Origin of the sequence: Flavobacterium litorale, assembly GCF_019613795.1 — a bacterium.
Taxonomy (GTDB): Bacteria; Bacteroidota; Bacteroidia; order Flavobacteriales; family Flavobacteriaceae; genus Flavobacterium; species Flavobacterium litorale.
Genome location: NZ_CP080429.1, coordinates 2164349 through 2177230 on the forward strand (window position 1 = coordinate 2164349; position 12882 = coordinate 2177230).

Below are 12882 nucleotides of genomic sequence, written 5' to 3' on the forward strand. Positions count from 1 at the left end.
ATTGAAAAAAGTTCTTATCATAACATACTATTGGCCACCTGCAGGAGGACCTGGGGTACAACGTTGGTTAAAGTTTGTAAAATACTTACCCGACTGTGGTATTGAACCTATTGTTTACATACCCGAAAATCCGACCTACCCATTACTCGACGAAAGTTTACAAAACGAAGTAGACAATAACATTACTATACTAAAACATAAAATTACAGAGCCGTACAACTGGGCTTCGGCATTTTCTAAAAAAAGCACCAAAAAAATAAGTGCTGGAATTATACCCAACAAAAAGAAACAATCGTTACTGCAAAAGCTCATGCTATGGGTAAGGGGTAACCTTTTTATACCCGATGCGCGTGTACTTTGGGTGACACCGTCTGTGAGCTACCTATCCAAGTACATACAAAGTAACGGTATTGATACCATTATTACCACAGGACCACCGCATAGCTTGCACTTAATTGGGTTAGGGCTTAAAAAGGAATTAAACGTTAACTGGTTTGCCGATTTTCGAGATCCTTGGACGACTATTGGATACCACAAGGAGTTAAAATTATCCGAGAGTGCTGCCCACAGGCACAAGCTATTGGAAAAAGAAGTTTTAACTACTGCCAACCATATTATAGTTACTAGCCCAACCACCAAAACAGAGTTTGAAGCCATTACTAAACAACCTATTACCGTTATTACTAATGGTTATGATGTTGAAGGTATAACTAAGCAACCTTTAGACGAGAAATTTACACTAGCCCACATCGGTTCGTTACTCTCGGAGCGAAATCCAAAAGTATTGTGGGAGTCGCTATCAGAATTGATACATGAAAACCAAGATTTTAAGGCTAATTTTCAGCTAAAATTAATAGGTGCAGTAAGCCAAGAGGTACTGAATACTATTGCCGATTTTAAATTGAACGATTATGTAAACAATTTAGGTTATGTATCGCATACCGAAGCCTTATTGGAACAACGAAAATCGCAAGTGCTGCTATTAATAGAAATCAATTCTCCAGATACACGCTGTATTATACCGGGTAAGTTGTTTGAATATATGGCTTCCGAACGCCCCATATTGGCTATAGGACCCGAAGGAGCTGATGTATCTGGCATTATTACGAATACGAATACAGGCGTATTTAGCACTTATACCCAAAAAGATAAAATAAAACAGACTATTTTACATTACTTTGATGCGTACCAACAAAACAACTTATCTGTAAACGCTATTGGTTTACAACAATATTCACGTAAAAGTGTAACAGGTAAATTAGCTGAGTTACTCAATAAATAATATAAAAAATGAAATCCCGCCTTTCCATTATGGAGAAAAGACGGGACTTAACAAACCAACCAACCAATTATTAACGAACCTCATAAGTAAGTTGAGATTCACGTATGTAATAACAAGTTGTGTGCCAAAGTTATTGTAAAGTTGTTTTTTTGTTATTATTCGCTACTAATTTTTCTACTATAAGTATAATAGCAAATCCTACTATGTACGTTAACATATCCATCCACGCAAACGAAGTGCCAATTAGTATATGTGCCAGTTTAGAGTGTTCAAGCCCCAATACTTCTACAATTTTAAAGTATTGCAGTACCTCAACTGTAAACGCAAAAAGTAGTATACCTACCGCCAATAGTGGTATTGAATTAAAAAATCATGAACAATACACTAACAACAACAATTACAAAAAGTACAATTAACACAACCGATGGTTGCTCATCCGCACTTTGGGTAGTACCTGTAGTAGAGGCATTTTTATCGAGCACAGCAATTTTTTTTATGAATCGAGCATCACCGTTAGCAAGTTGTACCAATTTAGGATGTATTGCTGCTTTTAACGCATCGCTTAAAAAAATACAGGATACTAATATTTCGTCTAGTATAAGGCTGTTGGTATGAATATCGTCTTCTCGAATAAGTAGTGTAATATTTTCATCCGAAAGAATATCGTCCATAACCTTAAACAGTGCTTCCTGATTTACTTGCCCGCCTGCGTTAAATATTTGTGTTTTTATTTTTTTAAATAGCCCTAAAAACGTTACTGGGGTGGTTTGCGGTGTACCATCGGGGTTAACTTGGTAGCGTTTGGCATAATCGTAAGCATCACGTTGTACCATATCACTCAGTACAATATAGGCTTCGGCTATTGCCTTAAAACGTTCTTCGCTTAAACTATCGCCATTATTTTTATCAGGATGATACTGAATTGCTAATGCCCGATAGGCTTTTTTTATCTCAGCCTGTGAGGAATTTGAAGTGACACCTAGTATTTCGTAGTAGTCTTCCATCTATATATTTTGAATAGATCTAATTATATATCGCGATTAAATTTTGTGTAAAAATGTTTATCATTTACCATTGAAAATAGTTGATCTACAAAATCTTGTTTCTTTTCTCGATGTGGATTTTTCAATGCGTGATAGCCAATTTTATTTTCATACTGTTCAGTTTCAATCTTACTTAAAATGATTCTTATATCTTCACAAAGTTGTTCATACTTATAAGCTATTTCTAACAATTCAAATGTTTTGATATCTGTAATGACGTATCGATGAACTACTTTATTTCTAAGGTTATAAAGCTGGTATAATTTTTTGTGCTGATACTCTAAAATAATATTCATTTTTTTTGCTTCATCATATATTTTTTTCTCCATTATTGGTTTGTCATTAACTTGTTGATATAAATATTTAATCTCAAACAAATCTGTTTTATTAATAATTTGTAATCTTAGTACTATGCATAAACGTAAATAGGCATCTATATGATTAGAGTTTAATATAATTAACTCAATAAAAGATAAGTTTTCTATAGCTTTATTTTTTAAATCAAAAGATGCTGCTAATGATGCATTGAATTTTTCATATCGATCAAAACCAATAGCGTGATCCCTTCTATCTGGACTTAAACATACTAATGTAGAGAGAGATTTTTTAACTTTGATAAGTTCCTTTTTAATTATATGCTTATTGATGTCATTTGGCTGACATATATATTTTGCCATAAAAATATAATCTTCTACTACTACAGTCCATAAAAAAATGCTAAACTCAGGATCAGGAAGTATATTTTTAATGAATTTTAATTCACTGGAATTGTAGTTATGTTTAGGTAGATCTGGGTTTATTTTTTTTTCATTTGAATTGTAGCAACTTATTTGGAAACATCCTTGGGTTTCTTCAAATAATTCAAAGCTAAATGGAGACTTATTTTCATAACCAGCAATTTCATTTTTATAATACCAATCTAATGGTATTTGTATTTCAAATATTCCTTTTGGATGCGTAAAATATTTCATAAATCAAATATTATAGCTTTACAGCTTCCCTCTTAAATACTCTCCAGTAACCGATTTCTTATCTTTAGCTACTTCTTCGGGTGTACCAAACGCTACTAAATTCCCACCGTTATCGCCACCTTCGGGACCGATATCTATAATATAATCGGCACATTTAATTAGGTCAAGGTTATGCTCTATTACAATAATCGAATGTCCTTTTTCTAACAATGCCTCAAACGAAGCCAACAGTTTTTTTATGTCGTGGAAGTGTAGCCCCGTTGTAGGTTCGTCAAACACAAAAAGTACTTTATCTTTAGTGGTACCTTTTACAAGGAACGATGCCAGTTTTATACGCTGTGCCTCGCCACCCGAAAGGGTAGAGGAGGATTGCCCGAGTTGTACGTAACCCAAACCAACATCTTGCAATGGTTGTAGTTTCTGTGTTATTTTGGTTTGTTTGTGTTTATCAAAAAATGCAACGGCATCGTCAATCGTCATTTTCAATATGTCGTCTATATTTTTACCTTCAAACTGTATTTCGAGTACTTCTTTTTTAAAGCGTTTGCCGTTACAGGTTTCGCACTCCAAATGTACATCTGCCATAAACTGCATTTCAATAGTTACTTCGCCCTCGCCTTTGCAGGTTTCGCAACGTCCGCCATCTACATTAAACGAGAAATGTTTTGCTTTGTAGCCTCGTACTTTAGATAATTTTTGTTTGGAATATAAATCCCGAATATCATCGTACGCCTTTATATAGGTTACAGGGTTGGAGCGTGAGCTGCGCCCAATAGGGTTTTGGTCTACATACTCTACATTTTTAATATGCGAATAGCTGCCTTTTAGTTCGGTAAACTGCCCTGCTTTTTCGCCTATGGCATCTAATTTTTTTTGTAGTGCAGGGTAGAGTATCTTTTTAACTAGGGTGCTTTTACCACTCCCCGAAACGCCCGTTATTACTGTAAGGCAATCGAGTGGGAATGTAACATCTATATTTTTTAGGTTGTTTTCACGAGCGCCAATTACATCAATATGGCGTTTAAATTTCCGACGTTTTTTAGGCACGCTTATCTCAAGCTCGCCATTAAGGTATTTTGCAGTAAGCGAATCGGATTGTAAAATATCATTATAGGTGCCTTGTGCTACTAATTTTCCGCCAAAAGTACCTGCTTCAGGACCTATATCAATAATCATATCGGCAGCTTTCATAATATCCTCATCATGCTCTACCACAATAACAGTATTACCGAGTTTGCGCAAGTTTTCAAGCACTGCTACTAAGCGTTCGGTATCTTTTGGATGTAAACCAATACTTGGTTCATCTAAAATGTACATTGAGCCTACTAGGCTACTACCTAATGAGGTTGCTAGGTTTATACGTTGCGATTCGCCACCCGACAGTGTAGCCGATTTACGGTTTAATGTAAGATAGTCAAGCCCTACCTCTTGCAGAAAATGCAGCCTATTATTAATTTCTATTAGCAAGCGTTTTGCCACGTGTTGGTCGTACTCACTTAGTGCTAACTCTTTAAAGAAAGCAACTAAATTTTTGATCGGTAAATCAACTAAGTCCGATATGGTATGATCGGCTATTTTTACATAGTTCGTTTCTTTTCTGAGGCGTTTACCGTTACAAATGTTGCATTTTGTTTTACCACGATAACGCGATAGCATGACGCGGTTTTGGATTTTGTAGTTTTTCTCCTCTAGTTCAGCAAAAAAAGCATCAAGTCCTGTAAAGTACTTGTTTCCTTTCCAAATGAGCTGTTTGTCTTTTTCAGCCAATTGAAAATAAGGTTTATGTATCGGAAAATCGAATTTATGGCTATTGTTAACCAATTGGTCACGATACCAGCCCATACTCTCGCCACGCCAAGGGTAAATGGCATTTTCGTACACCGATAGTGCAGTATTGGGTACAACAAGGTCTTCGTCAATCCCTATAATGCTACCGTAACCCTCGCAGGCAGGGCAAGCACCATACGGGTTGTTAAAACTAAACAGATGTACGTTTGGCTCTAAAAATGTAATACCATCTAGTTCAAAATTATTGCTGAATGCTGTTCGTTCGTTTGTTTTAACGTCTTGGAGGTAGCATGTGCCTTTACCCTCATAAAAAGCGGTTTGTACGGCATCGGCAAGGCGGTTGTAAAATTCTTCTTCGTCTTTAACTACAATACGATCGACTACTAGGAGTACTTCTTTATTCTTAAAGTTAATATCAGCAATTTCATCAAGGCGTACCGTTTTATTATCTACTAAAATACGTGCAAATCCCTGTTGTAATAATACTCCTAATTTTTCTTCTATAGAGCGTCCTTTCTCGGTATGTACGGGCGATACTAGCAACCATCGGCTGCCTTCATCGTAACTCTTAACAGTAGTGATAACATCAGTAACAGTATCTTTTTTTACTTCGCGACCCGAAATAGGGGAGTAGGTATGCCCTACACGAGCAAACAGGAGTTTTAAATAGTCGTAAATCTCGGTACTTGTGCCTACGGTACTACGCGCATTGGTGGTATTAACTTTTTGCTCTATAGCAATGGCGGGTGCAATACCTTTAATGTATTCTACTTTGGGTTTATCCAAACGCCCTAAAAATTGGCGTGCATAGCTAGATAAACTTTCTACATAACGGCGTTGCCCTTCGGCATATAACGTATCGAACGCTAAGCTCGATTTACCAGAGCCTGATAAACCCGTAACTACCACCAGTTTATTACGGGGTATGGCTACATCTATATTTTTTAGGTTGTGGAGTTGTGCTCCTTTTATAAGTATATTTTTCTTGGGTTCGAGTTTCGAAAAATCGGTTTTTATCATAATAAAACAGTAAACAGCAAAGATACATTTTTAGACGTGAATTTTTTGTTAAGAGGATAGAGCTAATTTGGTATATTTAATGAGTGAAAATTTTAAATTTATGCTGAATATTTTAGTAGATAGAACGTGTTTGCTGGAAAAGTTTTCGGGTAAAGGTGGCTGGACTTATGTGGCACTACCCGAAATAACTCAGGATAGCACTAAACCTTTTGGTATGCTACGTGTTCGGGGTAGTATTGATGATTACGAAATAAAACAGTATAACCTTATGCCTATGGGCAATGGCAAATTGTTTTTACCTGTTAAAGCTGAAATACGTAAAAAAATAAAAAAGCAAGCAGGCGATTATGTAGCAGTTACTCTATATTTAGATGACACACCTATTGAAATTCCCGAAGAATTAAAATTGTGCTTGCAAAATGAGCCGAATGCTTACCAAACTTTTTGTAGTTATACTAACGGGCAACAAAAAGCGTTTATTGATTGGATATATTCCGCTAAGCAAGAAGATACCAAAGTACAGCGTATTGTAGCTACTTTAAAAAAAGTAGAAAAAGGGGAGCAGTTGTAGCGTTTTTGGCAGATTATAAACTGTTTGTTTTTTATGAATTTTAAGATTAATTTTTTTATTATAAATGTTAAAGTTCAAACTATGCCTTGTTTTTAACAAAAAAATTATGTTATATTTGGCTTATAATTAATTTAAAATTAACATTGCTTATTCAAAAAACTACTTTTTAGGAACTCAGTTTCTGATTTATCGAAAACAAATTCAATAAAACACTAAAAAGTTGTTGCTATGGCTAATGTTGTAATTCCAGACGCAGTCTTGGTTAAAGATTACATAGGTGGAGACGAAAATGCACTTGCCTCTTTAATTAAAAGACACCAATCTAAAATTTACGGATTTATCTATTCTAAGGTAACTGATAGAGATATAGCAGATGATATATTTCAGGATACTTTTATTAAGGTAATTAAAACACTAAAATGTAATGCTTATAACGAAGAGGGTAAATTTTTACCTTGGGTTATGCGTATTGCACACAACCTTATTGTGGATCATTTTAGGCGTAATAAAAAAATGCCGATGTTTCGTGAAACAGAGGAGTTTTCTATATTCTCCATTATGAGCGATAATAGCCCTAACATTGAGAGCAGGATTATTACCAACCAAGTAGAAAACGATGTAAAACGCTTAATTGAGGAACTCCCAGACGACCAAAAAGAAGTATTACAAATGCGTATGTATCAGGACATGAGTTTTAAAGAAATTGCAGATATTACGGGTGTTAGCATAAATACGGCTTTGGGTAGAATGCGTTATGCTTTAATGAACTTACGAAAGGTAATAGAAAAAAATAATGTTGTTTTAACAAATTAAACAATAATATGAGGTTGCTTTGCGTTGTAGTAAGAAATAAATAAACCACAAACCTTACTACATGGCAAAAATCTACTCAAAAAAGAAATTAGCAACCCCAGAAATGTTACCTAAAAAAGAAACGATTGACTTTTTATTGAATTATTCTAAATCATTATTAATATTACGAACCAGTAACGGAACGTACGAAAATATTGCTAATTAAAGCAAAACCTCTCGCTAATTAACGAGAGGTTTTTTTATAATAATCATTCAATACCGTTTTTCGCCCAATAGTTTTAGTAATAATATCCTTTTCGAGATTCCATCCGCGAGCAGGCGAATATTCACGACCATACCATATAATTTGCAGGTGTAGCTTATTCCATAACGCTTCGGGGAAAAGCCGCTTGGCATCCTTTTCTGTTTGTACTACATTTTTTCCATTGCTAAAACCCCAACGGTACATAAGCCTATGAATGTGGGTATCTACAGGAAAAGCAGGTATACCAAATGCCTGACTCATTACAACGCTTGCGGTTTTGTGCCCCACGGCTGGCAATGCCTCTAATGCCTCAAAACTTGCAGGTACTTCTCCATTGTATTTTTCAATCAATATTTCAGATAAACCGTGTATGCCTTTGGATTTCATTGGCGATAATCCGACAGGCTTTATAATCTCTCGTATTTCCTCTACAGATAATTTTACCATGCTATACGGGTTATCGGCACGCTCAAATAGTAAGGGTGTAATCTGGTTTACACGTACATCGGTGCTTTGTGCGGACATTAGTACGGCAATTAGTAAGGTGTAAGGGTCTTTATGGTCTAAAGGTATAGGTATGGTGGGGTAAATATCATTTAACGTATCTATAACAAATTGTACCTTTTCTGCTTTGGTCATTTTCACTAATTTTATTCAAAACAAATATAACATTATGACAACACTAAAAAAAGGTGATAAAGCACCTGATTTTTCGGGAGCAGACCAAGATGGTAACCAACATACACTTGCAGATTACAAAGGAAAAAAACTAGTAGTATTTTTTTATCCTAAAGCAAGTACACCAGGTTGTACTGCCGAAGCTTGCGATTTACGCGATAACTACGAACGTTTTGAGGCCGATAACTATGCGCTTTTAGGTGTTAGTGCCGATTCGCAGGCAAAGCAAGGAAAATTTAGGGAAAAGTACAATTTTCCGTTTCCGTTGCTTGCTGACGAGGATAAGTCTGTAATTAATGCTTTTGGCGTATGGGGGCCTAAAAAGTTTATGGGCAAAGAATATGATGGTATCCATCGTACTACTTTTGTAATTGATGAAGAAGGTATTATTGATGAAGTCATTACCAAAGTAAAAACAAAAGCACATGCAGCACAGATATTAGATTAAAAAAATCAGCCAAGTGGCTGATTTTTTTATAAATACTTTAGCATAGTATTATAAGTTATTACATATAATTAACTGTTTTGATGAAGTATCTTTGAATAATAAACAATTAAAGTAATATAATGGATAACAATACCCAAAATAACATAGCAATAGTAGGTCGTATAGGTTTAATAACTAAAGGCATAGTGTATTGCTTGCTAGGTGCTATTGCATTTATGGCAACCTTTAACATTAACGGTCAGTCTGTAAATAATGCTAGTAAAAAAGGGGTACTGGACTTTTTAGATAAGCAAACTGGCGGACAAATATTACTTGCGGTACTGGCACTTGGGCTAGTTTGTTATAGTATTTGGCGATTTATTGAGTTTGTTCGTACACTTAAAGATAGCGGTAAAGAAGATAAAAAAGATAAGGTTAAGAGTGTCCGATACCTTTTTAGTGGAATATCTTACGGTTTGTTAGCGGTAAGTGTAATTAAAAGGGTACTAAATAGCGCATCGAGTTCTGGTAATAAAAAACAAGATGTAGTCCGTACCATTATGCAAGAGCCTGCGGGGCAGTGGTTAATAGGTGTGGTGGCACTTGGTTTTGTTGCCGTGGGTATATACCAGATTTATTATGGATACTCGGAAAAGTTTAAAAAGCATGTTGACGAAACTGTAACTGGAAAAAGCCAAGATGTGGTATTGGTAGCAGGTAAAGTAGGCTACATGGCACGAGGTGTAGTTTGGTTGTTGTTAGCGTGGCTTCTTGGTAAAGCGGCTATGAGTGCCAATGCTAGTCAGGCAGGAGGAACATCAGAAGCTTTGAGTTCGATAAGTGATGCACCGTATGGCGTATACCTGTTGGCAGCAATAGGGTTGGGCTTAGTTTGCTACGGAGTATTTAGCTTTGTAAGAGCGAAGTACGAAGACTTAGCTTAAATTATAATTACATATTGGCTGGCGTACAAACTGGTTATAATACTAAAAGTGTATTTGCTAGCAACATTTGCAATAAATTCAGGAAAATCTGTTACCGACTTGTCATCTGCAGTATCAGAAATCGTTCTAATAACGGTAAATGGTATATTATACTCATAGCAAACTTGTGCCACAGCAGCACCTTCCATTTCTACACACAATACTTCGGGTAATTTTTTAAGCAACGCTTGCTTGTTGGTATTACTTGCAAAAAATGTATCGCCACTAGCAATAATACCTGTATGTAGAGTAGGAGTACTAATGTCGAATTTGGATAGGGTGGTTGTATTTATAACCTTATGTATACCAGATTCATCAATTAGAGTAGTAACTGCTTTTTGGGCTTTATTTAATTGAATGGTGGGTGCATCAAAATAGGTTTTGCCTAGTAGTGGTACTTCAAATTGTTGCATTAATGGTCGGGCATCAATATCGTGTTGTATTAGCTTGGTACCAATAACAATATCTCCTATTTTTAGCTCAGGACTTATACCTCCTGCAACACCTGTAAAAATAAGTTCTGTTATATTAAAAACATTTACCAAAGTAGCTGCTGTAGCCGAAGCGGCAACTTTACCCCATCGTGAAAATACAACAACAGTTTTTACCCCATTAATAGTACCATAGGTGTAGCGTCGCATTCCAATTATTTTTGTAACAGGGTTACTCAACAAGGCAACAACATCTTCAATTTCTTCGGGCATAGCGCCCATTATACCAATTACTTTGTTCTGCAAGGTTTATTTTTTATGCTCAGCAAGTACTTTATCGGGTTTACAACCAAACAGGTTATTTTCTTTAATTAATTCGGCAATACCTTCGGGTAACATACCTTCCCAGCCTGGTTGCCCTTTGCTTATCATTTTAAGTACTTCGCGAGAAAAGATATTTAAGTTGTCCTCATGTACATCTTCAATATCCATTACTTTACCATTAAATTTAAAGAATTTATAAAGTTCCTTCATTCTTGGGTGTACCTTAATGTTTTCGGATGTTATGAGCTCGTTGTTTTCATCCTTCATCGGGTATAAAAATACTTTAAGGTCTCTGTAAAACAGCTTACCAAAAGCCTCTAATATTCCGCCACTTAAGTGGCGGTAATATTTTTCATCAAATATATCAATAAGGTTATTTACACCCATGGCAAGCCCCATACGAGCTTTGGTGTAATTAGAGAAATATTCCACAACCTTATAGTACTCTTGGAAGTTAGATATCATTACTGTTTGCCCTAATGAGCAAAGCAGTTTGGCTCTGTCCATAAAGTCACGCTCATCAATCTCACCTTCAGAGCGAAGGTTGGATAGTGTAATTTCAAAAACAACCAGTGTTTTATCTTTATTAACCCTATTTTCTTTAATAAACATGTCATACGATTTTTCGAGCATATCAATGTTTACCTTAGTAACAGGTCTGAAACTACCTCTAAGTGCAAGAATATTCTTTTTGTATAAAATTGCGGCAGGTAAAACGTTTTTACCCTGTGGATTAAACATAACCGCATCAGTCATTCCGTTTTTAACTAGCTGTAAACTCATTAATCGGTTGTCTACATCAGCAAAACGGGGACCCGAAAAATTAATAGTATCTATCTCAAGCTGGTCTTTATCCAAATGGTCGTACAGGTAACGTAGTAATTTTTTTGGGCTACTGTACTTATAGTATGCTCCATAAATAAGATTTACGCCCAATATACCCAAGGTTTCTTGTTGTAAGCGTGCATCATTTTCTTTAAAACGTACGTGCAGTATTATCTCGTTGTAATCCTCCTCAGGTTCTACTTGGTATTTAATACCTACCCAGCCGTGTCCTTTAAATTGTTTGGCAAAATCAATGGTAGCTACTGTATTAGCATAGCTAAAAAACATTTTGTGCGGGTGTTTATCCCTGTCCAAGCGTTCTTCAATAATATGCACCTCATGCATAAGCATTTTTTTAAGCCTACTTTCGGTAACATACCTACCATCGTCCTCCATACCATATATGGCGTCACTAAAATCTTTATCGTAAGCAGACATTGCTTTTGCAATAGTCCCAGACGAACCTCCTGCTCTAAAGAAATTACGTACAGTTTCCTGCCCAGCACCAATCTCAGAAAACGTACCATAGATGTTTTCGTTAAGATTTATACGCAGTGCTTTATCTTTTATAGAGGGAATATGCTCTATAACTTTATCTCCCTTTAGCATTATGTTTGTCTTGATTGATTTCATAGCCGTATTTTATATATGCAAAGTTAAAAATTCAGGCAGTTTAATAAAACAAATAGTGTTATTTTTGTACTAAAATAAACGATTTTGAAAGTTTGGTTTTTAGGTACTGGAACCTCGCAAGGAATCCCCGTGATCGGCTCTAATCATCCCGTATGCCTTAGTAACGATAGTAAGGATAAACGCCTTCGTGTTTCTGTTTGGATTCATTGGGACGATTACTCATACGTAATAGATTGTGGTCCTGATTTTAGGCAGCAAATGCTAGTATCTAAATGCCCAAAACTGGATGGTATATTGTTTACCCATGAACATGCTGACCATACGGCGGGTTTAGACGATATACGCCCATTTTTCTTCAAACAAGGCGATGTTCCTATTTATGCCCAAAAAAGAGTACTAGATAGCCTAAAAAAACGTTTTGATTATATTTTTACCACAGAAAATAAGTACCCAGGTGCACCATCGGTAAACGTAATTGAGGTTAAACATAATGAGCCCTTTACTCTTGGTAACAAAACGGTACAGCCTTTTATAGCCCTGCACGGTGGATTGGAAATAATGGGCTACAGAATAGGCGATTTTGCATACTTGACTGATGTAAAAACTATAGCAGACGAAGAAGTAGCTAAAATAAAGGGCGTAAAAGTGCTTGTAGTTAGTGCACTAAGGTTAGCCCCACACCCAACACATTTTAACCTACAAGACGCTCTGGATTTTATAAATATTGTAAAGCCCGAAAGGGCTTATTTAACACACATTAGCCATTTAATGGGCTTTCATGAAGAAGTACAAAAGGAATTACCAGAAAATGTATTTTTGGCATACGACAATTTAGAAATAACGATTTAA

14 protein-coding genes are annotated in these 12882 nt (G+C 35.8%); 7 read left to right on the forward strand and 7 right to left on the reverse strand.

The window, feature by feature from the left end:
- Nucleotide 1 precedes the first annotated feature (1 nt).
- Entirely contained in the window at nucleotides 2-1282 is a 1281-nt protein-coding gene (locus tag K1I41_RS09805) for a glycosyltransferase family 4 protein (RefSeq protein ID WP_220640178.1), read from the forward strand.
- A gap of 130 nt (nucleotides 1283-1412) precedes the next feature.
- On the opposite strand, the gene K1I41_RS09810 is transcribed toward K1I41_RS09805, so the two are convergent.
- From K1I41_RS09810 to uvrA, 4 genes are read right to left on the reverse strand one after another with little or no spacing between them, the layout of a single operon-like run.
- Entirely contained in the window at nucleotides 1413-1631 is a 219-nt protein-coding gene (locus K1I41_RS09810; protein ID WP_220640179.1) for a ribosomal maturation YjgA family protein, read from the reverse strand.
- A gap of 13 nt (nucleotides 1632-1644) precedes the next feature.
- Nucleotides 1645-2286, reverse strand: coding sequence for a J domain-containing protein (locus K1I41_RS12490; RefSeq protein WP_220640180.1), 642 nt, complete (start codon nucleotides 2284-2286; stop codon nucleotides 1645-1647).
- Between the two features lie 23 nt (nucleotides 2287-2309).
- Nucleotides 2310-3296 carry a hypothetical protein gene (locus K1I41_RS09820; protein ID WP_220640181.1) on the reverse strand — a complete coding sequence of 329 codons (987 nt, stop codon included), beginning with the start codon at nucleotides 3294-3296 and terminating at the stop codon, nucleotides 2310-2312.
- Between the two features lie 18 nt (nucleotides 3297-3314).
- The gene (gene uvrA, locus K1I41_RS09825; protein ID WP_220640182.1) at nucleotides 3315-6104 is read right to left on the reverse strand and encodes an excinuclease ABC subunit UvrA; all 2790 of its coding nucleotides are present in this window, start codon (nucleotides 6102-6104) and stop codon (nucleotides 3315-3317) included.
- 100 nt (nucleotides 6105-6204) lie between these two features.
- Between uvrA and K1I41_RS09830 the strand changes: the two genes are divergently transcribed.
- The 3 genes from K1I41_RS09830 to K1I41_RS09840 all read left to right on the forward strand — a co-directional run bounded on the left by K1I41_RS09830 (nucleotide 6205) and on the right by K1I41_RS09840 (nucleotide 7693).
- On the forward strand, nucleotides 6205-6675 hold the full coding sequence (locus K1I41_RS09830) for a YdeI/OmpD-associated family protein (RefSeq protein WP_255566914.1): 471 nt from the start codon (nucleotides 6205-6207) through the stop codon (nucleotides 6673-6675).
- A 228-nt stretch (nucleotides 6676-6903) separates the two neighbouring features.
- The gene (locus K1I41_RS09835; protein ID WP_220640183.1) at nucleotides 6904-7488 is read left to right on the forward strand and encodes an RNA polymerase sigma factor; all 585 of its coding nucleotides are present in this window, start codon (nucleotides 6904-6906) and stop codon (nucleotides 7486-7488) included.
- 61 nt (nucleotides 7489-7549) lie between these two features.
- Complete coding sequence (locus K1I41_RS09840) at nucleotides 7550-7693, forward strand: hypothetical protein (protein WP_220640184.1); 144 nt, start codon at nucleotides 7550-7552, stop codon at nucleotides 7691-7693.
- An 18-nt stretch (nucleotides 7694-7711) separates the two neighbouring features.
- Here the strand turns inward: K1I41_RS09840 and K1I41_RS09845 are convergent, their stop codons facing one another.
- Nucleotides 7712-8371 carry an endonuclease III domain-containing protein gene (locus K1I41_RS09845; RefSeq protein ID WP_220640185.1) on the reverse strand — a complete coding sequence of 220 codons (660 nt, stop codon included), beginning with the start codon at nucleotides 8369-8371 and terminating at the stop codon, nucleotides 7712-7714.
- Between the two features lie 34 nt (nucleotides 8372-8405).
- On the opposite strand from K1I41_RS09845, the gene bcp reads away from it, so the two are divergent.
- Together bcp and K1I41_RS09855 are read left to right on the forward strand one after the other, a co-directional pair.
- Nucleotides 8406-8858 (forward strand): thioredoxin-dependent thiol peroxidase, encoded by a 453-nt coding sequence (gene bcp / locus K1I41_RS09850; protein WP_220640186.1) that lies wholly within the window; start codon nucleotides 8406-8408, stop codon nucleotides 8856-8858.
- Nucleotides 8859-8977: 119 nt separating this feature from the next.
- Nucleotides 8978-9781 carry a DUF1206 domain-containing protein gene (locus K1I41_RS09855; RefSeq protein WP_220640187.1) on the forward strand — a complete coding sequence of 268 codons (804 nt, stop codon included), beginning with the start codon at nucleotides 8978-8980 and terminating at the stop codon, nucleotides 9779-9781.
- Here the strand turns inward: K1I41_RS09855 and K1I41_RS09860 are convergent.
- Nucleotides 9778-10557, reverse strand: a complete 780-nt coding sequence (locus tag K1I41_RS09860) for a 5'-methylthioadenosine/adenosylhomocysteine nucleosidase (protein ID WP_255566915.1) — start codon at nucleotides 10555-10557, stop codon at nucleotides 9778-9780. The two genes, K1I41_RS09855 and K1I41_RS09860, sit on opposite strands and share 4 nt — an antisense overlap.
- A 3-nt stretch (nucleotides 10558-10560) precedes the next feature.
- Nucleotides 10561-12024: a TonB-dependent receptor gene (locus tag K1I41_RS09865; protein ID WP_220641860.1), complete on the reverse strand. Its 1464-nt coding sequence runs from the start codon at nucleotides 12022-12024 to the stop codon at nucleotides 10561-10563.
- Nucleotides 12025-12117: 93 nt separating this feature from the next.
- Between K1I41_RS09865 and K1I41_RS09870 the strand changes: the two genes are divergently transcribed.
- Complete coding sequence (locus tag K1I41_RS09870; RefSeq protein WP_220640188.1) at nucleotides 12118-12882, forward strand: MBL fold metallo-hydrolase; 765 nt, start codon at nucleotides 12118-12120, stop codon at nucleotides 12880-12882.